This window comes from Gordonia prachuapensis (genome assembly GCF_036350515.1).
Lineage (GTDB): Bacteria > Actinomycetota > Actinomycetes > Mycobacteriales > Mycobacteriaceae > Gordonia > Gordonia prachuapensis.
In genome coordinates, this window is record NZ_JAZDUE010000014.1 from 1 (window position 1) to 23,036 (window position 23,036).

Annotated in this window: 20 protein-coding genes; 3 read left to right on the plus strand and 17 right to left on the minus strand. The window is 67.2% G+C overall.

Annotated elements, in window-relative coordinates; translation table 11 throughout:
- Nucleotides 1–662: 662 nt before the first annotated feature.
- Together V1Y59_RS16505 and lepA are read right to left on the minus strand one after the other, a co-directional pair.
- Nucleotides 663–2,711: a M3 family metallopeptidase gene (locus V1Y59_RS16505; RefSeq protein ID WP_330506044.1), complete on the minus strand. Its 2,049-nt coding sequence runs from the start codon at nt 2,709–2,711 to the stop codon at nt 663–665.
- A gap of 4 nt (nt 2,712–2,715) precedes the next feature.
- A complete protein-coding gene (gene lepA, locus V1Y59_RS16510; RefSeq protein WP_330506173.1) occupies nt 2,716–4,572 on the minus strand; it encodes a translation elongation factor 4 in 1,857 nt (618 codons plus the stop codon).
- A 117-nt stretch (nt 4,573–4,689) separates the two neighbouring features.
- Between lepA and V1Y59_RS16515 the strand changes: the two genes are divergently transcribed.
- Entirely contained in the window at nt 4,690–5,364 is a 675-nt protein-coding gene (locus tag V1Y59_RS16515; protein ID WP_330506045.1) for an alpha/beta hydrolase family protein, read from the plus strand.
- A gap of 78 nt (nt 5,365–5,442) precedes the next feature.
- Here V1Y59_RS16515 and V1Y59_RS16520 read toward each other — a convergent pair whose 3' ends face one another.
- The 4 genes from V1Y59_RS16520 to V1Y59_RS16535 form a co-directional block, all read right to left on the minus strand.
- Nucleotides 5,443–6,291 carry a transglutaminase family protein gene (locus tag V1Y59_RS16520; RefSeq protein WP_330506046.1) on the minus strand — a complete coding sequence of 283 codons (849 nt, stop codon included), beginning with the start codon at nt 6,289–6,291 and terminating at the stop codon, nt 5,443–5,445.
- Nucleotides 6,288–7,271, minus strand: a complete 984-nt coding sequence (locus V1Y59_RS16525; RefSeq protein WP_330506047.1) for an alpha-E domain-containing protein — start codon at nt 7,269–7,271, stop codon at nt 6,288–6,290. Before V1Y59_RS16525 ends, V1Y59_RS16520 begins: the two co-directional genes overlap by 4 nt.
- Complete coding sequence (locus V1Y59_RS16530) at nt 7,268–9,049, minus strand: circularly permuted type 2 ATP-grasp protein (protein ID WP_330506048.1); 1,782 nt, start codon at nt 9,047–9,049, stop codon at nt 7,268–7,270. The genes V1Y59_RS16525 and V1Y59_RS16530 overlap by 4 nt, the downstream gene beginning before the upstream one ends.
- Before the next feature lie 66 nt (nt 9,050–9,115).
- The gene (locus tag V1Y59_RS16535; protein WP_330506049.1) at nt 9,116–10,249 is read right to left on the minus strand and encodes a sulfotransferase family protein; all 1,134 of its coding nucleotides are present in this window, start codon (nt 10,247–10,249) and stop codon (nt 9,116–9,118) included.
- A 159-nt stretch (nt 10,250–10,408) separates the two neighbouring features.
- On the opposite strand from V1Y59_RS16535, the gene rpsT reads away from it, so the two are divergent.
- Nucleotides 10,409–10,669, plus strand: a complete 261-nt coding sequence (gene rpsT, locus V1Y59_RS16540; protein WP_330436558.1) for a 30S ribosomal protein S20 — start codon at nt 10,409–10,411, stop codon at nt 10,667–10,669.
- A gap of 134 nt (nt 10,670–10,803) precedes the next feature.
- Here rpsT and holA read toward each other — a convergent pair whose 3' ends face one another.
- From holA to V1Y59_RS16595, 11 genes are all read right to left on the minus strand, one after another.
- A complete protein-coding gene (gene holA / locus V1Y59_RS16545; protein ID WP_330506050.1) occupies nt 10,804–11,787 on the minus strand; it encodes a DNA polymerase III subunit delta in 984 nt (327 codons plus the stop codon).
- Nucleotides 11,771–13,318, minus strand: coding sequence for a ComEC/Rec2 family competence protein (locus tag V1Y59_RS16550; RefSeq protein WP_330506051.1), 1,548 nt, complete (start codon nt 13,316–13,318; stop codon nt 11,771–11,773). The genes holA and V1Y59_RS16550 overlap by 17 nt, the downstream gene beginning before the upstream one ends.
- Before the next feature lie 17 nt (nt 13,319–13,335).
- Complete coding sequence (locus V1Y59_RS16555) at nt 13,336–14,148, minus strand: ComEA family DNA-binding protein (RefSeq protein WP_330506052.1); 813 nt, start codon at nt 14,146–14,148, stop codon at nt 13,336–13,338.
- Nucleotides 14,149–14,415: 267 nt separating this feature from the next.
- Nucleotides 14,416–15,264, minus strand: coding sequence for a DegV family protein (locus tag V1Y59_RS16560; protein WP_330434991.1), 849 nt, complete (start codon nt 15,262–15,264; stop codon nt 14,416–14,418).
- Between the two features lie 4 nt (nt 15,265–15,268).
- Nucleotides 15,269–16,036 carry a diglucosylglycerate octanoyltransferase gene (octT, locus tag V1Y59_RS16565; protein ID WP_330506053.1) on the minus strand — a complete coding sequence of 256 codons (768 nt, stop codon included), beginning with the start codon at nt 16,034–16,036 and terminating at the stop codon, nt 15,269–15,271.
- Nucleotides 16,033–16,746 carry a histidine phosphatase family protein gene (locus tag V1Y59_RS16570; protein WP_330434994.1) on the minus strand — a complete coding sequence of 238 codons (714 nt, stop codon included), beginning with the start codon at nt 16,744–16,746 and terminating at the stop codon, nt 16,033–16,035. Before V1Y59_RS16570 ends, octT begins: the two co-directional genes overlap by 4 nt.
- On the minus strand, nt 16,743–17,105 hold the full coding sequence (gene rsfS, locus V1Y59_RS16575) for a ribosome silencing factor (RefSeq protein WP_330434996.1): 363 nt from the start codon (nt 17,103–17,105) through the stop codon (nt 16,743–16,745). The genes V1Y59_RS16570 and rsfS overlap by 4 nt, the downstream gene beginning before the upstream one ends.
- A 33-nt stretch (nt 17,106–17,138) precedes the next feature.
- Nucleotides 17,139–17,843 (minus strand): nicotinate-nucleotide adenylyltransferase, encoded by a 705-nt coding sequence (gene nadD / locus V1Y59_RS16580; protein ID WP_330506054.1) that lies wholly within the window; start codon nt 17,841–17,843, stop codon nt 17,139–17,141.
- Between the two features lie 52 nt (nt 17,844–17,895).
- The gene (locus tag V1Y59_RS16585) at nt 17,896–19,332 is read right to left on the minus strand and encodes a vWA domain-containing protein (RefSeq protein WP_330506055.1); all 1,437 of its coding nucleotides are present in this window, start codon (nt 19,330–19,332) and stop codon (nt 17,896–17,898) included.
- Nucleotides 19,332–20,252 carry an AAA family ATPase gene (locus V1Y59_RS16590; RefSeq protein WP_330506056.1) on the minus strand — a complete coding sequence of 307 codons (921 nt, stop codon included), beginning with the start codon at nt 20,250–20,252 and terminating at the stop codon, nt 19,332–19,334. The genes V1Y59_RS16585 and V1Y59_RS16590 overlap by 1 nt, the downstream gene beginning before the upstream one ends.
- A complete protein-coding gene (locus tag V1Y59_RS16595) occupies nt 20,252–21,529 on the minus strand; it encodes a glutamate-5-semialdehyde dehydrogenase (protein ID WP_330506057.1) in 1,278 nt (425 codons plus the stop codon). The genes V1Y59_RS16590 and V1Y59_RS16595 overlap by 1 nt, the downstream gene beginning before the upstream one ends.
- Before the next feature lie 244 nt (nt 21,530–21,773).
- Here V1Y59_RS16595 and V1Y59_RS16600 point away from each other — a divergent pair, with 244 nt between their 5' ends.
- Complete coding sequence (locus V1Y59_RS16600) at nt 21,774–23,033, plus strand: HNH endonuclease (RefSeq protein WP_330506174.1); 1,260 nt, start codon at nt 21,774–21,776, stop codon at nt 23,031–23,033.
- Nucleotides 23,034–23,036 lie beyond the last annotated feature (3 nt).

Below are 23,036 nucleotides of genomic sequence, written 5' to 3' on the forward strand. Positions count from 1 at the left end.
ACATCAAGAACTGGATCGCCGGATGGAACGCCAACCCCAAACCATTCATCTGGACCAAAACCGCCGAAGACATCCTCGGCTCCATCGGCAGACTTATTCAACGAATTAACGGCGCAGGACACTAGCGGCTCGCGACTACTCGACCAGCGAAAGGGTCGAGCGAACCTCACGGCCACCCACCCACCCGCTGATCGAGTAGCCGACGAGCGACAGCGAGGAAGCGTATCGAGATCCCACACACCAGGTCTCAATACGCCACTCCACCAACGAAAGGGTCGAGGAGCGTTACCCCATCCGCTGATCGAGTAGCCGACGAGCGACAGCGAGGAAGCGTATCGAGATCGAGCACACCAGGTCTCGATACGCCACTCGCCTAGCGGCTCGCGACTACTTGACCAACGAAAAGGGTCGAGCGAGCCACCCCCACCCGCTGATCGAGTAGCCGACGAGCGACAGCGAGGAGACGTATCGAGATCCCACACACCAGGTCTCGATACGCCACTTGACCAACGAAAGGGTCGAGCGAGCGTTACCCACCCGCTGATCGAGTAGCCGACGAGCGGCAGCGAGGAGACGTATCGAGATCCCGCGCACCAGGTCTCGATACGCCACTCGCCTAGCGGCTCGCGACTACTCGACCAACAAAAGGGGACGAGCGAGCTTCACGAAGGGGCCGCAGCCAAGCCACGCCGCGCCAGCAATGGCCCGATCTCGGCCGTCTTTCCGATCAATTCCCGGTGTGCCACAAGTGGATCAATGCTGTCGCCGCGGGAGAGCGTCGACTCGGCGAAACGCCGGCCGTTGGCTCGCAGCAGTCCGCCCTCGGCGAGGAACCACTGCTCGGTCTCGGCGTCGAGGACCTCCGACCAGATGTAGGAGTAGTAACCGGAGGAGTATCCACCGCCGAAGATGTGGTTGAAATAGGCGCTGCGGTACCGCGGCGGGATGAGGTCGCCGGTGAATCCGGCAGCTGCCAAGGCGTCCCGCTCGAATCGCACGACGTCGTCGACGACATCGTCGGCAGTGATGCGATGCCAGGCGAGGTCGAGCAGCGCGGCCGCGAGGTATTCGATGGTCGCGTGTGCGCTTTCCGTTGTCGCCGCCGCCCGCGCGGAATCCGCCAGGACCGGCGGGATCGGCTCCCCGGTCTCATGGTGACGGGCGTACTGCGACAACACATCCGGGTGCAGCGCCCACATCTCGTTGACCTGCGAGGGGAACTCGACGAAGTCGCGCGGCACCGAGGTCCCCGACTGCGACGGATAGTCGACCGCCGACAACAGGCCGTGTAGGGCGTGCCCGAACTCGTGGAACAGCGTGGTGAGCTGATTCATGGTGAGCAGGCACGGCTCGCCGTCGTCGGGTTTGGTCAGGTTGAGGACGTTGACCACGACCGGCTGGGCCGACAACGCCAGCGACTGATCGACGATGTTGTTCATCCATGCCCCGCCGCGCTTGGACGGACGCGCGAAGTAGTCGCCGAGGAACAAACCGATACTGCGGCCCGCCTCGTTGATGACGTCCCACACACGCACATCGGGGTGATAACCGGAGAGATCGTCGCGCTCCACGAAGCGTAGGCCGTAGAGCTTGCCGGCCGCGTGGAAGACGCCGTTGGTGAGGACGTTGTCCAACTCGCAATAGTCGGCGAAGTCGTCGAGCGGGACCTCCGCCGACGCCCTGCGTTCACGTTCGAGCCAGAAGGTGAGGTCGGCGGGGCCGATCTCCTCGTCGGCGAGCCGGGTCAACCGGGTCAACTCGCGTCCGCCCGCGCGCAGCGCCGAGGCAGCCAGGTCCGTCAACAGTTCGACGACCGCGGCCGGATTCGGGGCGGTCTCTTCGGCGATCACGTACTCGGCGTGGTCGGTGTAGCCCAGCAGCCGCGCACGGCGGGCACGCAGCCGCACGATCTCGAGCACCAGCTCGCGGGTGTCGTGTTCGTTTCCCCGGGTACACCGGGCGGTCGACGCCTCGAAAACCCGTTGCCGCACATCGCGATCGGTCAGCGACGTGAGTACCGACTGACTCGTGGGGAGCTCCAACGCGATCAGGTGGCCTGTGTCGTGGCCGGCGTCGGTCGCGGCCCGGCGCGCGGCTGCGATCTCGCCGGGCGACAGCCCGTCGAGTTCCGCCACATCGGCGACGAACACGGCCGACGCGTTGGTGTCGTCGAGGACCTTCTGCGAGAAGGTGGTGGTGAGATACGCCAGCCGCGACGATATCTGTCGCATCTGCTCCTGGTCGTCGGCTGCCAGACCGGCACCCGACCGCACGGCATCGCGATACCGCTTGGCCAGCAGTCGATCCTGCGCCTCGGTCAGGTCGAGCTCGCTCTTACGTTCGTGCAATGACGCGATCCGCGTGAACAGTCGCTGATCCATCGAGATCGTGTTTGCGTGGTCGGTCAGCAGAGTCGACAACTGCTGGGAGATCTCGTTGCGCTTCGGATTGGTGTCCGGGCCGACAAGGTTGAAGAAGATCCCGCTCGCCCTGGCCAGGTCGCGGCCCGACAGTTCGAGCGCCTCCACAGTGTTGGCGAACGTCGCCGGCCGGGGATCGGATGCGATCGACTCCACCTCTGCGAGATGGGTTTCCATCGCCACGGTGAATGCGGGCAGGAAGTCGTCGTCGTCGATCGACGCGAAGTCCGGCAGGCCATGCGGGAGGTTACTCTGTGCGAGCACCGGGTTGACGGCGGCGCGATTGTCCAACGGACTATTTCCCCTTCGGCTTGTCTCCGACGGCGTCGGTGGAGAGGGCTGCGACGAATGCTTCCTGCGGCACGTCGACACGTCCGATCGTCTTCATCCGCTTCTTGCCCTCCTTCTGCTTCTCCAGCAGCTTACGTTTACGGCTGATGTCGCCGCCGTAGCACTTGGCGAGCACGTCCTTGCGGATGGCGCGGATGTTCTCGCGCGCAATGATTTTGGAGCCGATCGCGGCCTGCACCGGAACCTCGAACTGCTGCCGTGGGATCAGCTCCTTGAGCTTGGTCGCCATCTTGTTGCCGTACGTGTAGGCGGCGTCCCGGTGGACGATCGCGCTGAACGCATCGACCGCCTCGCCCTGCAGCAGGATGTCGACCTTGACCAGATCGGCCTCCTGCTCGCCGGCCTCCTCGTAGTCGAGGCTGGCATACCCGCGCGTCTTGGACTTGAGCGCGTCGAAGAAGTCGAAGATGATCTCGGCCATCGGCAAGGTGTAACGCAGTTCGACGCGGGTCTCGGACAGGTAGTCCATTCCGCCGAGATCGCCGCGACGACTCTGGCAGAGCTCCATGATCGCGCCGACGAACTCGCTCGGCGCGATGATGGTCATCTTCACGATCGGCTCATGGATGCTGCGGGCCTTGCCGGCCGGCCAGTCCGATGGGTTCGTGACGGTGATCTCGGTGCCGTCCTCCATGACGACCTCGTAGACGACGTTGGGTGCGGTGGAGATCAGGTTGAGGTTGAACTCGCGTTCGAGGCGCTCGCGGGTGATCTCCATGTGCAACAGGCCCAGGAAGCCGCAGCGGAAGCCGAATCCCAATGCGACCGACGTCTCCGGCTCGTAGGTGAGGGCGGCATCGTTGAGCTGCAGCTTGTCCAGCGCGTCACGCAGCACCGGATAGTCGGAACCGTCCACCGGGTACAGACCCGAATAGACCATCGGACGCGGCTCCCGATAGCCGGTGAGTGGCTCGGCGGCCCCGTTCTTCGCGGTCGTGACGGTGTCACCGACCTTCGACTGACGCACATCCTTGACGCCGGTGATCAGGTATCCGACCTCGCCGACGCCGAGTCCTTTCGACGCCTTCGGCTCGGGCGACACGATGCCGACCTCCAGCAGTTCGTGCGTCGCCCCGGTGGACATCATCAGCACCTTCTCGCGCGGCAGGACGCGTCCGTCCACCACACGCACATAGGTGACGACCCCGCGGTAGGTGTCGTAGACGGAGTCGAAGATCATCGCCCGGGCCGGCGCGTCCTGATCGCCCACCGGCGCCGGAACCAGCTTGATCACCTCGTCGAGGAGCTCGGCGACGCCCTCACCGGTCTTGCCGGAGACCCGCAGCACCTCCTCGGGTTCGCAGCCGATGATGTGCGCGATCTCTGCGGCGTACCGATCCGGGTCGGCGGCCGGCAGGTCGATCTTGTTGAGGACCGGGATGATCGTCAGGTCCTTGTCCATCGCGAGGTAGAGGTTTGCCAGCGTCTGCGCCTCGATGCCCTGAGCGGCGTCGACCAGCAACACGGCACCCTCACACGCCTCGAGCGCACGGGAGACCTCGTAGGTGAAGTCGACGTGGCCGGGGGTGTCGATGAGATGGATGACGTAGTCGGTGGTGCCGTCGTCGTCGGTGACCTGCCAGGGCAGCCGCACGTTCTGCGCCTTGATGGTGATGCCGCGTTCGCGTTCGATGTCCATCCGGTCGAGGTACTGCGCGCGCATCTGTCGCTCCTCGACCACGCCGGTGAGCTGCAACATCCGGTCGGCCAGGGTGGACTTCCCGTGGTCGATGTGGGCGATGATGCAGAAGTTCCGGATCCGCGCGGGGTCGGTGAAGGTGGTGTCGGCGAAGGTGGGAATCGAACTGCTCCTCGGGCGTGCGGCATGGTGACGCGGCGGGTCGGCCCGCGTCGGTCCTTCCAGTTTCTCATGTCCGGGCCCGACGTCGTCGCCGACGCTCGCCGCTACGGTTGACACATGGCTGCCGAGCCCCCGAACGCAACGTGTGAGACCACCACCCATGAGGACGAGACGGTGCTGGCCGAGGTCTCCCGACCCACCACCGATCCGCGCGGGGTGGTGGTCCTCGCCCACGGCGCGGGCGGAAACCGCCACGCGGTGATCCTCAGGTCGGTGGCCGAGGCACTCTGTGCGCAGGGTCTGGTCGTCGCCCGGATCGACCTGCCCTATCGTCGTCGCCGTCCGAAAGGGCCGCCGAGTCCGTCGACCGCGGCCGCCGATCGTGCCGGCATCGTCGCCGCCTGCGCCACCTTCCGCGACGAGGCCGGGGGCGGTCCGCTCATCGTCGGCGGTCACTCGTACGGCGGCCGGCAGGCATCGATGGCCGTGGCCGAGGACCCGGAACTCGCCGACGGGCTGTTGCTGACCTCGTACCCGCTGCATCCGCCGGGTAAGCCGGACCGGCTACGTACCGAACACCTCCCGTCGGTGCGTGTTCCGACCGTGATCGTGCACGGCAGCACCGATCCCTTCGCCAGCACGACCGAACTCGCCGACGCCGTCGAGCTGATCCCGGCCCCGACCAGGATCGTCGAGATCGAAAAGGTCGGGCACAACCTGAACCCCGATCGGAAGCCGACCGCACAACTGACCGCCGACGCGGTGATGGATTTCCTGCTCGTTTCGCCGTGATCTCGATACGGCGGCGAAAGGGGCGTTCCTTTTGCTGGTTGAGTAGCCCGAGCCGCTAGGCGAGGGCGTATCGAAACCTCACGCCAACCGCGTGATCTCCACCACCACATCGAGATCCGTTGCGCCACCACCGGTGTAGATGCCCTTGAGGGGCGAGACGTCGGAGTAGTCGCGTCCGACGCCGACCGACACGTGTTGTTCGGTGATCCTGGTGTCGTTGGTCGGGTCGTAGCCCCACCAGCCCCCGGTCCACACCTCGATCCAGGCGTGGCTCTGCCCTTCGACCGTCTCGTCGATCTTCGCGTCGGAGTTCGGATGCAGATAGCCGGAGACGTAGCGGGCAGGGATACCGAGACTGCGCAGCATCAGCAGCGACAGATGTGCATAGTCCTGGCAGACACCTTTGCGTTCGTTCCAGGCGTCCACCGCGGTGGTGTGGACCCCGGTGGTGCCGGGAACGTACTTCATTTCCTCGTGCACGAACCGACAGATCGCCTCGACGGCGAAGTCCGGTTCCAGCCCCTTGGCCAGCCGCGTCGCGGTCGAGGCCAGCTGCCGGTTCTTCGGTACGTAGCCGGTGTAGGACAGCATCTCGTCGTAGCGGTCGTCGACGTAGGCGCTGCGCACCTCGTCCCACCCGACCTGCTCGTCGAGGGGTACCCGCCCGCCCCGCTCGGTCTCGACCACCGACATCCCGGAGACCTCGAGTTCCTCGTGCGGTGCGTGCAGATCGAAGGCGGTGACCGCGGTGCCCCAGTAGTCGGTGTAGCGGTAGGACCTCGTCGCCGGGACGGTCTCCACCCGGTTGACGATGACGTTCTGCCGGTTGTCGCTGCGCGGGGTGAGCCGGGCCTCGTTGTACGACGACGTCACCGGACTCTTGTAGGCGAACCCGGTGGAATGGACGACGCGCAGACGCCAGCTCACAGTTCACTCTCCTCGATGACGTGGTCCTCGGAATCGCTCACCCGGGCATCGGCCCACGACACATACGGCGACACATGGAAATACTCCGCGGTCACGGCCTCGTTGATCGACCGGCAGGTGTCCTGGAGGTCGAGCAGACGGTCCTGCAGATCGTCGAGGAGATTGCCGGGTTCGGCGAACTCCAGCGAGCTGCGGGCCCGGCCGAGCAACAGCAGCGCGGCCGCCTGGGTACCGACGCGGCTGGGCCGCTTCTCCAGCTCGGTCAGGTTGTGCTCGGCCACCCGCAGCGCGTGGAACACCGATCGCGGGAACAACCGGTCCACCAGCATGAACTCCACGATGTTCTCCGCGTCGAGGCGGCCGCGGTAGGTGCGGAGGAAGGTGTCGTGCGCGCCGGCGGACACCAGCACGCTGACCCACGACGGCGAGGTCACGCGATCCCCGGCCCGTGACAACAGCATTCGGATGGTCATGTCGACGCGTTCCACTGATCGACCCAGCACCAGATACCGGTAGCCGTCGTCGTGGCTGAGGGTGGCGTCGGCGAGTCCGGAGAACATCGCGGCACGATTCTTCACATAGGAGAGGAACTCGTGCGGGCCGAGGCGTCGGGCCCGTCGCTCTGCGTCATTGAGCCCGTTGTAGGTGGTGTTGAGGCACTCCCACATCTCGCTGGACGTGACCTCGCGGGCGCCACGCGCGTTCTCGCGGGCCGACCGGATCAGATCGACGATGGATCCGATCGCATCCTTGTCGTAGGCGACCCGCTCGGTCAGGGCCCAGACGTCGATCGGCTCGGCGTTGCTCGGCGGTTCCAGCCCCAGGACCTGGATCACCAGGCGCGCCTGCCGGTCCACGTCGACGGTCGCGTCCTCGAGCAACTGGTGGATGGCGACGTCGAGGATGCGTGCCATGTCGTCGGCACGTTCCACATATCGGCCGATCCAGTACAGCGATTCGGCGTTGCGGGCCAACATCATCGACGGTCACCGCCCTGGTCCTCGCAGGCCTGCTGTTGTTGCTGGGTCTGGGCGTGCAGCGGGTCAGGCGCGCTCTCCGCGGGCCTGGCCGCCGCGACACTGCTCGCATTGACGACCTTGGCGCCGGACAGTTCGCGGTCCTCCGACGACCGCGCCGAGGCGAGCACCCAGGTGTCCTTCGAGCCGCCGCCCTGACTCGAGTTCACCACCAGCGACCCCTCGGGCAGGGCGACCCTGGTGAGACCACCGGGCAGCACCCACACCGAGTCGCCGTCGTTGACCGCGAACGGCCGCAGGTCGACGTGCCGCGGCCGGACCTCGCCGTCGATCTTGGTCGGCACCGTCGACAGTTGGACGACGGGCTGGGCGATCCAACCGCGCGGATCGTTGCGGACCTTGCGCGCCAACGTGTTCAGTTCCGCCTTGGTCGCGTCGGGGCCGAAGACGATGCCGTAACCACCGGACCCCTCGACGGGTTTGACGACGAGTTCGTCGATCCGGTCGAGGACTTCCTCACGTTCGTCGTCGAGCCAGCACCGCAGTGTGTCGACGTTCATCAACGACGGCTTCTCACCGAGGTAGTACTCGATGATGTCCGGCACGTAGGTGTAGATGAGTTTGTCGTCTCCGACTCCGTTGCCGACGGCGCTGGAGATGACGACGTTGCCGGCCCGGGCGGCGTTGAGGAGGCCGGCCACGCCGAGCATCGAGTCCGGCCGGAACTGCATGGGATCGAGGAAGTCGTCGTCGATGCGGCGGTAGATCACATCGACACGCTGCTCCCCCTCCGTGGTGCGCATGTAGACGATGTTGTCGCGGCAGAAGAGATCTCGGCCCTCGACGAGTTCGACACCCATCAGTCGGGCCAACAGCGAGTGCTCGAAGTACGCCGAGTTGGCGACACCCGGCGTCAGGACGACGATGTTGGGGTCTGCCTCGTTGAAGGCTGCCGACGCACGCAGCGCGCGGAGGAGATGACTCGGGTAGTCGCCGACCGCCCGGACCCGATGCGACGAGAACAGGTCGGGGAAGACACGCGCCATCGTTCGGCGGTTCTCCATCACGTAGGACACACCGGACGGCGAACGCAGGTTGTCCTCGAGGACGCGGAAGTCGCCGTTCTCGTCCCGGATGAGATCGATACCCGCTACGTGGATACGAACACCGTTGGGGGGTCGGATGTTTGCGGCTTGTCGGTGAAAGTGCTCGCAGGAGTGGACAAGTCGCTTCGGGAGCACGCCGTCGCGCAGGATCTCCTGCTCGCCGTAGATGTCGTCGAGGAACAGTTCGAGCGCCTGTACCCGTTGGGTGATACCGGCTTCGAGCTTGCTCCACTCGCTCGCCGAGATGACCCGCGGCACAACGTCGAGCGGAAACGGTCGCTCTTTGCCCGAGAGGGAGAAGGTCACGCCCTGATCGATGAATGCGCGGCCGAGTGCGTCCACGCGGACGTCGAGGTCGGCACGCTCGTATTCCGACATCGCCTTGTAGATGCCGCGATAGGGCGCGCGCACCTCGCCGTCGGCATCGAACATCTCGTCGAAGGCCTTGCCGTACGGCCCCTTCGAGTACCCGGCGAAGATCGTGTTGTCGATCGCCTTGGGCTCGCGGACAACCGCCTTGGCCCGTTTGGCCTGATCCCGTGTGCGTCCCTTACCGCCCGCGGCCTTCGGTTCGGCTTTGCGGCTCGATGTCGACTTGGTCGTCTTGGCGGCACTCGTCGCTTTCGACTTGCTGGCGGCTCGCTTGCTGGCGGAGGTCGTCGGCGCGGGACTCATAACTTGACATGTTGCCCCAAAATCGGGGATTCGGCATGGCGGTCGGTCAGGCCCGCGATCCGCCGGTCACTTCGATCGGCGCCACCCCAGCACCCGTCGACGGACCCGGCGGACCACGTTCATGCCGCGGGTCCGCAGTCGAGGACGGTTGTCCCGAATCGGCGCTTGTTTGACCATCTCGGCCATCGTCTCGACCGCGACGTCGAGCACCTGCTCGTCCGTCGGGGGTTCGGCATCGGCCCCGGCGGTCGTGCTGACGGCGAGGTCGGCGAGGTCTCCGGTGACCTGGTAGCCCCGCGTGCGCATCGCCTCGACCATGTCGTCTGCGGCTTCAGCGGCCCAGACACGCTGCTCGGCGGTGAGGCCGAGCGGCGCACCCTTCGCGCGCTTGAGTATCTGGATCACCTGACCCTTGACCACGCCGTCGTACCTGCTCCAGTGGACGTCGGAGGGCTGCAGGTGATGATTGAGCCGCCGCAGGTATTCGGCCTGCGCCGCCGGCAATGACGAGTTGGTGGTGGGGACGTCCAGCGTCAGGGGCGCAGGATCGACGTCGAGCACCCGCAGGAATCTCTCCCAGATCGACTCCCCGGGCGTGTCGCGGCTGGGCGAGACCGTCACCAGGTGCACCCGCTGCGGCCCCACCGCATCGGCCCAGTCGGAGAGGATCCGCACGTAGTCCTGGAATTCCCAGAAGGGCTCTTCCTCATCTCCGCCCACCGGCGGCACGAATCCGGGCACCGCGGGACCGTGCTCGCGCACCGATGCCAGGAACTCGGCGAAATCCGCGCGACGCTGATTCTTGATGTTCTCCTGCCACACCGACGGCAACTGCCGCGCCAGGTCACGCACGGTGGCGATGACGTGGATCTCGTCGGCGAACGAGAGATCGGACAGGAGGGTCGCGATGTGCTCCGGCTTGGCCGTGGCCAGCAGCTCGTGCGACACCAGCGACTTCCCCGGCCACGCCTTCATCTGTGCGACGAGGTTCGGCCAGGCGTCGGCGAAGTCCGGGTTCACCCAGTCCAGATAGCGCTCGGGCTGGAGATGGGTGGCGGCGTGGAAGTGATCGGTCATGCGGTTGCCCGGGTACAACAGACCCGACGACTCCAAGGCCAGGTCACGGTTCCGCCACAGGCGGTCCTGGAGGTGGGTCGTTCCGGTTTTGGGCAGGCCGATGTGAATGAAGACGACTGACATGATGGGGGCAAGCCTAATGTCCCGCAGCAGCGATTTGGGTCGGGTGGTTGCCTGCTGGTAAAGTCGATCGCTGTCGCAGCGTCGACGTGAACAGTTCGATTCACGATATCCGACCTGCTCAGAACAACAAGTACCTACCAGAGCAAGAGGACTACACGCGTGGCCAACATCAAGTCGCAGATGAAGCGCAACCGCACCAACGAAGAACGCCGTCAGCGCAACCAGTCGGTGAAGTCGTCGCTGCGTACCGCCATCCGGAACTTCCGCGAGGCCGTCGCGGCCGGCGACAAGGACAAGGCCACCGAGCTCTCCCGTTCCGCGGGCCGCCAGCTCGACAAGGCCGCCTCGAAGGGCGTCATCCACGCCAACCAGGCTGCCAACAAGAAGTCGGCGATGGACCTCGCCGTCAACAAGCTCTGATCTTCTCCGAGCGCGCCCTCACATAGCCTTCACAACCCACCCCGGTGACATCCACGCGGTCACCGGGGTGGGTTGCGTCATACTTTCTGCCGTTCCCGCGTCTGCGGTTCCGGCGTGTGGCACGGTTCTCGCGGTCAGTGCGCGCGATTACGTCCGGGGGCCGGGCGTAGGTCGGCGACCGTCCCGACGGCGTTCTCCAGGCTGAAGTCAGGATCGGCGGCCTGCCCTTTGACATCACCGTTGAGACGGGCGACGACCTGCACTGCCGCGGCGATCGAGACCGAGTCCCATGCGCGAGCCTGTCCCTGCACCTTCTTGACCCGGCGTGGGGGCATTCCCAGTTCCGAGGCGGCCGCGTACTGGTCCATCGAACCGATCGCACGCACACGGGCGATGGCATGCACCGCCTCAGCCAGCGCGTCCGCGAGCAACACCCGCGGCACCCCGTGGTGCTCGGCCCACGCCAGCGACTCGAGCGCGCCCGGCCGATCGCCCGTCACGGCCTTGTCGGCGACCTCGAACCCGGTGATCTCCGGGCGGCCCTGGTAGTAGAGCCGGACGGCGTCGACGGTGACCTTGCCGTCGGTGTCGGCGATGAGCTGGGCGCACGCCGCGGCCAGTTCCCTCAACTCCGCTCCGACGCCCTCGACGACCTGCTCGACCACGTCGTTGCTCACCCGTGCGCCGAGTGTGCGGAACTCCTTGCGCACGAAATCCATGCGCTCCGACGGCCATCTCGGAGCCGTGCAGTCGTGTTCGGTCGCGCCTGCCTTCTTCAGTGCCGGGACCATCGACTTCGCCCGGCCCCCGCCGGTATGGATCACCATCAACGTGATGCCCTCGGGCAGTTCACCGGCCGCCTGCGCGACCAACGCGGCAGGTTCCTTGCCCGCGTCGGCCGCCGATTCCACCACGACGATCCGCTCCTCGGCGAACAAGGAAGGACTCAGCAGCCCCGCCAGTTCGTGCTCGGTCACGTCGCCCGCGCGGACCCGTGTCACCGGTACGTCTTCCCCGCTCGCCGCCGACTGCTGCGCCGCGACGGTCGAGATCACCCGCCCGGTCAGGAAGTCGTCATCCCCGAGCAGCAGATGCAGGCGATCAGTCACGGCGACCATGGTGCCAGAACCCTGCGACAGATCCCCCACCGCCGCAGGCATCGCCGATGGCTCGCGTGAACACGGTGATCGCCAGCAGGAAGAACATCGTCACCGCGGCCACCATCGCCGCGCCTGCCACGCCGGAAGGCACCGGCACCGTGGACCATGACTGCCCGCCGAGGACGCGTGCGCAGCCCAGCATCCACCACAACTCTGGGGCCAGCGCCCGGATCATGAGTTCGGCGCACATCGCCCCGATCCCGTCCGGCGGTCCCAGTGCCCCGACGATCGCGGCGGCGGTACCAACGATCCCGATCAGGCCGACGACCGGCGCCACTGCGACATTGGCCAGCACGCCGACGATGGTGAATCGCCCACTCAGCAACGCGACGACGGGCGCGGTGACGAGTTGGGCCGTCAGCGCCATGGCAACCAGCTCGGCGATACCCGGTGGCACTCGCCAACCTCGCAGCCGGTCCCGCATGGCCGCCGACCACAGCACCAACCCGCCGGTCGCGATCACCGACAGCGCGAAGCCGGGTTCGGTGGCCAACTCGGGCCACCACAGCAGTCCGACGACGGTCGCGGCGCCGAGCGCCGGAAGCGCCTGTGCGCGTCTCGATCCCCACAGCGCCAGCAGGGCGATCATCCCCATCATCGCCGCTCGCAGCACACTCGGCGACGGTCGGACCAGGATCACGAAACATACGACCATCACCATCCCGACGACGACGGTCACCCGTGGTGTCGCCCCCAGCATCCGGACCGCCATCACCGCGGCACCGATCACGATTGCGAAGTTGCTGCCCGACACCGCGACCAGGTGTGTCAGTCCGGCTGCGCGGAAGTCCTCGCGGACCTCCGAACCCAGCCCACTCGTATCCCCGATCACCAGACCAGGAAGCAACCCCGCGGCGTCGGGGCCGAGGCCCCGTGCCGAGAGATACTGCAACCGTTCACGGACGACAGTGGCGATCCGCTGGTGCGGTGGTGGTCGGCCGTGCAGGTCGGGCTGCGACACCGCGGACAGCCGCGCGACCAGCAACTCACCTCGGCGTGGCGGACTCACCCGGGCGACCACCGAGAAGCGTTGACCGGGAACGAGTTCCGCCCAGTGGGACATTGGGCCCGTCAACTCGGCGGCGCCGGATACCGCATCGCGCCCCGATACCACGTCGACGTCCACCCGGACTGCCACGCGCGACGCGGACGCCGGGCCCAACGCCACCGCGTCGTCGCGGATCACCCCGCTGATGCGTGCCTTGCCGTCGACGGAACTCAGCGGGTGCGACGACCGCACCTCGTCTCGTACGGCGAGCGCGGCGGCGGTCACCGCCACCATCCCGCCGGCCACCACCACCAGTGACACCGCCGCCCACGCGACCCACCCACACCTGACCGCGATCGCGCCCGCTGCGACGGTGACACCACCGACGACCGGAAGTGCCCACGCCGGCAGCGGCGGACCGAGGAGGATCAGCAGACTGACCGTCCATGTGACGGCCGCCGGAACCGTGAGCCGGTAGTCCCCGGGCGGCAGGATGCTCACCGGCACTCGTGGTCTCGTCACACGGTGACCAGGTCGCGCAACCGGGAGAGGCGTGTCGGGCCGATCCCGTCCACCTCGGCGAGTTGCTCGACAGAGCCGAATCTCCCGTTGGCCTCGCGCCACGCAATGATGGCGCGGGCGGTCACCGGGCCGACGCCGGGCAGTTCGTCGAGCTGCGCCTCGGTAGCGGTGTTGAGATCGACCTTCGCCGACTGTGTACCGCTGGAATTCGCGCCGCCCGACGGTGCGCCCGCTCCGGCCGATCCGTTCGACGGCACGCTCGCCGCGCCACCGGCACCAACGACCGCACTGCGTATCGCCATCCGGCCCCCGTCACCGGCATAGCCGACGAGGATCTGGTCGCCGTCGTTGAGTCGTTGGGCGAGATTGAGCGACAACATGTCTGCCCCCTTGCGCGCACCGCCCGCCCGCGCGATCGCATCGGCGACACGGGCGGCGCCGGACAGTCGCACCAGGCCGGGCCTGTGCACCAGTCCCACCACGCTCACCACCAACTCTTCGGCTGGTGCGGGCGCCTCGGCGGTCGTGTCGACGGCGGCGGAGGTCGGTCCCGCGGTGGCGGGGAACGCGACCGGCGTCGCCGATTCCGCTCCTCCTCCGCGCAGCAACGAGAAGCCGGCAACAGCACAGGCGGCGACGCCGACGAGGATCAGGGCGATCGCCGCGGGCGGTGCGACGAGCAGTCGCCGGCGCGGGGGTTCGTCCTCGTCGTCTTCGTCGGGGAGACCGAAATGATCACCAACGGTCATCCGCGTGGCTGCGCGGTCACGTGCGCCGACTGGTTCGAGCCACGTCGGTACCGCAGTCACGCCCCAGGGGCTGTCCTCGGTCACGCCGCGGGTGCCTGGCGCGCGATCCGAATTCGATTCCCCCGCAACGGTTTCATCGCCCGACACGGTGCGCGCGGGCGGGCGCGTATCGAGCCGGTCGAGACCGGAACGCCGACGAGACGCTGATGTGCTCATGCCCGTCGAGCCTATGGATTCGCCGAGTGGATGCGGTCGAGAAGCGGCGCTGCTCAGCCGATCTGTGGATGGACTTGTGCGCTGTGGACAGCGCTACCCACCCACCTGGCGTCAGGATTCGATCGGCTCGAGGTGGGTGGCGAGGGTGACCCCGATGGCGCCGGGCCCGACATGGCAGCCCAGCACCGGCCCGAGGTCGACGATCATCCGAGACTTCACATCCCGTAGTCGCCCCGCCAGATCGTCGGCGAATTCCGTTGCCAGATCAGCTGAGTCACAGTGCTGGATACCGAGGACGACCGGCCGTCCGTCGGCGGACTCGACGGCTGCGTCGGCCATCTTGGCCAGTGCCTTGGAGAAGGTGCGGTGCCGCTCCTTGAGGCTCAGCACGCCGTCGACCATGTGCAGGATCGGCTTGATGGACAAGGCCGAACCCAGCATCTTGCTGGCCGCGCTGATCCGGCCGCTCTGACGCAGGTTCTCCAGCTGGTGCACGCACAGCAACGAGTCGATGGTCGCGGCCTGCCGGATCGCCGATTCGTACACCCGGTCGCGGTCGGCTCCGGCGTTGGCCGCCTGCGCCGCGCCGACGGCGGTGAAACCGACCGCGAGACCGACGGATCGGGAGTCGACGATGCGGACCTGACCGGAGAACTTCTCTGCCGCCACACGCCCGGCCCCCCACGTCCCCGACAGCCGACGCGACATGTGCACGGCGACGACCCCGTCGCCGTCACTGTCGGCGAGGGCCTGCTCGTAGACCGCGCCGAGTTCGTGCGGATTCGCCCCCGAGGTGGTGACGCCGGGGCGGGACACGATATCGGCCGGGATGTCGTCGACACCCTCGCGATAGTCGTTGTCGTCCAACGTCAGGTGCAGCGGCACCTGACGGATGCCGTAGTGATCGGCGACCTCGGCCGGTAACCGAGACGATGAATCGGTGACGACGACGACAGGCACGCGTCTACGTTAGCTGGTCGGTTCCGTGGCGGCCCGACGCCCGCCCGGCCGGCGCAGGAGCGGCTTCGCCGAGCGCGTGTCGGACGATGGGGATCACCTCGTCGGCGATCTCGCGGTGGCAGTCGAAACCCCAGTGGATGCCATCGGGGTTCATCGACCCGGGGGCCGACGCAAACGCCTCACGGGTGGCCGGATAGAAGTCCGCGACGGGCAGGCCGCGGCGCCGTGCCCACTGATCCATCGCCGCGGTGGTCGGGATGCGGCCACTGTGTACGTATCCGTAGTAGGGGCTGCGATGGGTGGGCGGCAGACACAGCACGATGGGCAGGTCCGGCCGCAACTGGGTGAGTGCCGAGCCGATCTTGTTTAGGTACTCCACGGTCACCTTGGGTGGCAATGCCACCGGCCACCCGGTTTTGGACAGCCGCGGCTGCAGCCACTGGTAGCCGTCGCGCACCACCTGACGCAGCCGTGCGGGGCGGACGTAGCGGATCTGCTCGCGCAGCGCGGTCGGCAGCGGCGACGGCAGGCTGTCCATCCCGCCGAACGCCAGCACCACCACCTCGGCGGTGGGCACCGCCGCCCAGATGTTCGGGTCCTGGGTCAGCGCCCACCAGACGTCGCGGCTGGTCCAGCCGATCCGCCCGAACAGTCGAACCTCACGATCGCAGCCGGCTCCGACCAGGTTCGGCCAGATGTGGGGATCGTCGGCGGGCAGTCCTCCGTTCGGACCGTAGTAGGCCAACGAGTCCGACAGGACGAGAATCGTCACTGCACGCCTGCGTCGGCGACCTCGGCGGACGCGTTCCAGACGTCGAGCCGCCAGCGCGGAGGGCTACCCGGGACGCCGTGACCGGACAGTTGCACCCAACTGGTGTTGGCCAGTCCACCGAACACCGGCCACGACCCCTGGTCCAGATCGAGCAGAGCCGCGGTCATCGCAGCGATCACGCCGCCATGCGCCACCAGCACGACCGGCGCTTCCGGGCGCTCGCCGCTACCCCAGTCATCGAGCTTGTCGACGAGTTCCTCGACGACCGGAACGGCGCGGCGGGCGACATCGACCCGGCTCTCACCGCGCGGCGGCGACCAGGTTGCGTCGTCCCGCCAGATGCGGCGTGCGCCGGGCATCGCAGCGTCCACCTCGAGGTGGGTCATCCCCTGCCAGTCACCCAGGTGCGTCTCGCGCAGGCGGACGTCGTCGGTGACGGTCAGTCCCGTCTTTCGCGCCAGAGCCTCGGCGGTGTCGCGAGCCCGCATGAGGTCGGAGGACATGATGACCATCGGCATCCGCCCGGCGAGCGCACCGGCGGCGTCTTCGGCCTGCCGGCGGCCGAGTTCGGACAGCTCGGTGTCGAGCTGGCCCTGCATCCGACTGGTCGCGTTGTACCCGGTCTGCCCGTGCCGCAACAGGATCAGGCGCCGGACCACCGGCGTGAGACGTTCCACGGACGTGTCGTGACTGTCCGGTCCACCGCTCATTGCAGGCCTTCCACGTCGACCACCGGGCAGTCTTTCCAGAGTCGTTCCAACGCGTAGAACTGGCGTTCGTCGGTGTGCTGGATGTGCACGACGATGTCGGCGTAGTCGATCAGGGCCCACCGGCCCTCGCGAGTTCCCTCCCGGCGGACCGGTTTGTATCCCGCCTCACGGAGCTTGTCCTCGACTTCGTCGACGATCGCGGTCACCTGGCGTTCGTTGTCGGCGGAGGCGATCACGAACAGGTCGGTGATGACGAGTTGTTCGGACACGTCGATGACGGTGACGTCGTGGGCTAGTTTGTCGGCGGCGGCGAGTGCCGCCACGGTGGCCATCTGCAGCGCTTCGGCCGAGGCAGTCACTGGGGTCCTTCCGTCGTGGAATGTGAGTAGTGGTCAGGGGGCGGAAACGCCGGGCGAGGATGCCTTGGGCGCACGGTACAGCTTCCGTTTGGCGATGTACTGAACAACACCGTCGGGAACCAGGTACCAGACGGGACGTCCGCGTGCCGCACGGGCGCGGCATTCGGTGGAGGAGATGGCGAGGGCTGGGATCTCCAGCATCTGCAGGGTGTCCGGGGGCAGCGCCTCGAGGTGTTGGGCGAGGTGCTTCGCATGCAGTTCGTAGCCGGGTCGGCTCACGCCGATGAAATGTGCCAGGTCGAACAGGCCCTCCCAGTCCTGCCAGGACAGGATCGACTCGAGCGCATCGGCGCCGGTGATGAAGTAGAGCTCCGCTTCCGGGTGGTGCGCGCGCAGGTCACGCAGCGTGTCGACGGTGTAGGTGTCCCCATCGCGTTCGATGTCCACGCGGCTGACACTGAACCGCGGATTGGATGCGGTCGCGATCACCGTCATCAGATATCGGTCCTCGGCCGGACTCACCGCGCGGGTCGCATCGACCACCCGGCCGTACTCGTCCTCGCCCAGCTTCTGCCACGGCCGACCGGTCGGGACAAAGATGACCTCGTCGAGAGAGAACCGGTGCGCGACCTCGCTCGCAGCGACGAGATGGCCGTTGTGGATCGGGTCGAAGGTGCCACCCATGATGCCGATGCGGCGAGCGCGCGGTTGGGTGGACGACTCCCGGTCGGTGGCCATGACGTGTGAGTTTACGCGGTCGGCGACACGCCACCGGGCGACCCGCACCGCATCACACCGGCAGCAGGTCCGCGATGGCCCGCCCCAGCTGCGTGGCGTTGCGGCATTCGAACATCTCGATGACCTCGGCGTATTCGGTGGCGGCGGAGTCGCCGACGCCCCAGTTCCGGCGAGCCTCCGGGTTGAGCCAATATGCGTGGCGGGCGCGGTCGACGAGGTCGCGCAGTGAGTCGAGGCGGGGGTCGTGGTAGTTCGTGCGACCGTCACCGAGGATCAACAGCGCTCCCCGGTGGGTCAGCGAGTCGCCGTACTCCTCGACGAATCCCTTCAGCATGTTGCCGTAGTCGGAATGACCATCACGCGTGCTGATCCGGGCCGTACTGATCATCCGGTGCATGTTGGCACCGAAATCCTCGTCGTCGTTGCCCCGGTCGAAGAAGTCGGTGACCTCGTCCACGGTGTCGACGAAGGCGAACACCCGGACCTTGGAGAACTGCTGACGCAGTGCGTACACGAGGCGCAGCGTGAACTGTGAGAACCCGGCGACGGAGCCGGACACGTCGCAGATGATCGTCAGTTCCGGGCGTCCCGGCCGCGGCTTGCGATGGGACAGTTCGATGGGCACACCACCCGTCGACATCGACGCCCGCAGGGTCTTGCGGACATCGACACTCCCCCGATGCGAGCGGCGACGACGGATCTCCAGTTTCGCCGCGAGCAGCCGGGCGAGCGGTGCGATCGTGCGGCGGATCTCGGCGAGGTCGTTGGCGCCCGCGGACAGGAAGTTGATGTTCTCCGGCAGGTGGGGCACCGCGTAGTCGGCGACCCGATCGCGCCCCTTGGCGCCTGCCATCCGCCGCTGCGTCTCCGCCTCGATGGCGGCGCGCAACTCCATCGACCGGGCGCGGGCGGCACGCCGATAGCGCGGTTCGGTTCCCGGCCGGTCTCCGAGAACATCATCGTCGTCGCCGCCGGCCATCGCGGCGGCGATCCGCGCGATGAGCGTCTGCGGATTGACCTGGGACAGTGCCTGATAGGCGGAGTATGCCTCGCCCCGGGTCGACTCGTAACGCCCCAGTTGATCGACGATCAGCGCGACCATCTGCGCGAGGCGCCCCTCGGCGTCCGCGGAGTCATCGGCCAGCAGATCGGCCACCATCTCGCGCATCGCCTCGACGTCGACCTCGCCGTCGGAGGTGCGCGGCAGGTCGGTGACGGCGGTCCGCGCACCGGTTCCCAGCGGGAACCAGAGATCGAAGACGGAGTCGAACACCCTGCGGTGCATCTGATCGCTGATCAGGGTGGCCGCGAGGCCCTCCCGCAGCGAGCGGCGGTCGAGGAGGTCGAGCACCTCCATCGCCTGCGCTGCGTCGATCAGGGACGACGGACCCACGACGATGCCCCGGGCCCGCAGTTCGTCGATGAACCCGGTGAGGTGCCCGATGAGTGGAATATCTTGGGCGACAGACGCTTCCGGAGGCCCGGCCATCAGCCCAACTTGAGTTCTCGGAACGCCGTCTTGAGATCCGGACGGTGCTTGAGCACCACCCCCAGGGTGCGGGCGATCAGGCCGTCGTCGAGTGCGCCGGTGGCACCGCCACCGGATTCTCCGACGCCGAGGGCCAACAGCGTGTTGCCCCAGTCGATCGTCTCGGCCACCGACGGCTTCTTGCGGATGTCGAGGGTCCGCAGCACCCCGACGACCCGCACCAGTTCGGCGGCGAGCGCGTCGGGCAACCCCGGGACCCTCGACGCGAGGATCTCCCGCTCACGTGGGGCGTCGGGGAAGTCGATGTAGAGGTACAGGCAGCGACGCTTGAGCGCCTCGGAGAGGTCTCGGGTCGCATTCGAGGTGAGAATGACCACCGGGCGCCGGGTGGCGGCGACCGTGCCCATTTCGGGGATGGTCACCGCGAAATCGCTGAGCACCTCCAGCAGTAGACCTTCGACGTCCACGTCGGCCTTGTCGACCTCGTCGATGAGCAGCACGGTGGGCTCGGAGCGGGAGATCGCACGCAGGAGCGGACGGGGCAGCAGGAACTCGTCGGAGAAGATGTCGCTCTTCGCCTCGTCCCAGTCACGGGTGCCGGTGGCCTGGATGTGCAGGATCTGCTTGGCGTGGTTCCACTCGTAAAGTGCCCGCGCCTCGTCGATCCCCTCGTAGCACTGCAGGCGGATGAACTCGGCGTCGGTTGCCTGCGAGATCGCGCGGGCCAGTTCGGTTTTGCCGACACCGGCCGGACCTTCGACGAGCAGCGGCTTGCCGAGACGGTCGGCCAGGTAGGTGGAGGTGGCGGTGGCGTCGTCGGCGAGATAACCCGTCTCACGCAGGCGCGCGACGACGTCGGGGACATCGGCGAAGGACGGAACGGTGCTGGGACCGCCGGCCACGATGCTGGCTTCCGCCATCACGCGGGCCGGATGTGTCCGTCGCCCCAGACGGTCCACTTGGTCGATGTCAGTTCGGGCAGCCCCATCGGTCCACGGGCATGGAGTTTCTGAGTGGAGATGCCGATCTCGGCTCCGAAACCGAACTGCTCGCCGTCGGTGAACGCGGTGGAGGCGTTGACCATCACCGCGGCCGCGTCGACACGGGAGGTGAACTCGCGTGCGGCGGCGAGATCGGTCGTGACGATCGCCTCCGTGTGTCCGGTGCCGTAGGTGTCGATGTGCGATACCGCGGCGTCGAGATCGTCGACGACCTTCATCGCGATGTCCATCGACAGGTACTCCTCGGCCCAGTCCTGCTCGGTGGCCGGTTCCATGCCGGGCTCATCGCCGTGGATGACCACACCCTGGGCCTGCAACGCCTGCGAGATCTTCGGCAACGCGTCGGCGGCGACGGCCTTGTCGACGAGGACCGTCTCCGCCGTGTTGCACACACTCGGCCGCCGGGTCTTGGAGTTCAGGATGATCCGCGTCGCGACATCCAGGTCGGCGAGCGCGTGGACGTAGACGTGGCAGTTTCCGGTGCCCGTCTCGATGGTCGGGACCGTGGCGCCCGCGACGACGGCGTTGATCAGGCCCGCACCGCCGCGCGGGATCACGACGTCGACGAGCCCTCTGGCCCGGATCAGAGCGGTGACGCTCGAGCGATCCGCACTCGGCAGCAACGCCACCGCGTCGGCATTGACGCCCTTGTCGCGCAACACCTCACGCAGAATCCGGACGAGCTCTGCGTTTGAGTCGGCAGCCGACGACGACCCACGCAACAAGACGGCGTTACCCGACTTGAACGCGATGCCGAAGGCATCGACGGTCACGTTGGGTCGGGCCTCGTAGACCATCCCGACGACTCCGAGCGGCACCCGCACCTGCCGCAGTTCCATGCCGTTGGGCAGTGTTTTACCGGACACCACGGTGCCGATCGGATCGGGCAGCACCGCCACCTGCCGGAGACCGTCGGCGATACCGGTGATGCGCTCGGGCGTCAGACGCAGGCGATCGATCAGACTCGCCTCGGTGTCGTCGTTCTCGGCGCGCGTCACGTCGGCGGCGTTCGCGGCGAGGATGCTGTCCTCGGCGGCCTCGATGGCATCGGCCGCGGCGAGCAGGACATCGTTCTTCGCCGCCGTCGTCATCCCGCCCAGGACACGCGACGCGGTCCGCGCGGCCTTCGCCAGGTCGGTGACAACCTGCTCGACATCGGTCGCGACCACGCCGGAATCGGCGGTGGGTGCACTCATGGAATCCTCGACTTCGCCTGCGGAAACATGTCGCCCACCAGAGTAGCGGTGCGTCCGGAGGCCGCCCAATCCCGACGGTTGCGGACGGCGGCCGGACCGCGTACATTAGAACATACGTTCGATGCGTCGATGGTTCGGGGGGATCAGCATGACGGCAACTCTGCCCGCACCGCCTGCTGCCGGCGACCTGCATTCGGACATGTCCACCGACGACCTGCGATTGTTCGTCGACGCGCTGGCCGCGATGACCGTTGGCGAATCCGAAGCCGATGCGATGTCGCGTCTGACCGTTCTGGAGGAACTGAAATCGGCCTGCGCCGCGGCCCAGGTGCGGGAGACCGCGCGGGTCATCGAACTCCGGGCATCCGACGAGGACCTCCGGAACGTCCCGATGAAGCGCCGAGGCCGTGGCCTGTCCGCGGAGATCGGCTTGGCGCGCAAGGCGTCACCCCGCAAAGGCGCGCAGTTCCTCGGATTCGCCCGGGCCCTCACCGACGAGATGCCGCACACGATGCGGGCACTGACGTCCGGTGAGCTGACCGAATGGCGCGCGACCATCCTGGTCCGGGAGACCGCATATCTCACCCGGGAGACCCGCGAGGAGATGGACCGGCGAATCTGTGCTGACAGCTCCACTCTCGACGGGGTCAGCGATCGCGCACTCGACGCATTGGCCAAGAAGCACGCCTATGAACTCGACCCCCACGCGGTGGTCGCACGATCGGCGCGCGCAGAGAAGGACCGTCGGGTCGGTGTCCGGCCGGCACCGGACCTGATGACAACGCTGTCGGCGCTGCTTCCGATGAAACAGGGGGTCGCAGTCTATGCCTCGCTCAAGCAGCACGCGGATTCGATCGTCGGTGCCGATGACCGCACCCACCCGCAGATCATGGCCGACACCCTCGTCGAGCGCGTGACAGGCCAGTCGTCGGCCGAGAAGGTGCCGGTCGCGGTCAACGTCGTGATGTCGGAACGCACACTGCTCACCGACAGCGACGAGGCCGCCGAGGTCCCCGGATTCGGCCCGATCCCGGGCCATCTTGCGCGGCAGATGATCGCCGACGGCACCGCCGACGACAACGAGACCCTGTCAACGATCCGACGACTCTTCGCGAGGCCCGCCGACGGGACACTGGTGTCCATGGACGCTCGCTCACGGACGTTCCCGAAGTCCCTGGCGCATTTCGTCGCGATGCGTGACCGATGTTGCCGCACACCGTATTGCGGCGCTCCGATCGCCGAGATCGATCACGCGCATCCGCATCGCGACGGCGGCGCGACCACCGGGGCCAACGGTGACGGAGCCTGCCGGACGCACAACAGGGCGAAAGAAGCCGACGGTTGGCGGTATGCGGTGATCGATGCGCCAGGTGGGCATCGCATCGAGATCCAGACACCCACCGGTGCCGTGCACGAATCGGTCGCACCACCCGCGATCGGCCATGTGCCGGACACTGTCAGCGTCGTAGAAACCCGGCTACGCGCAATGCTCAACGCGGCCTGAACA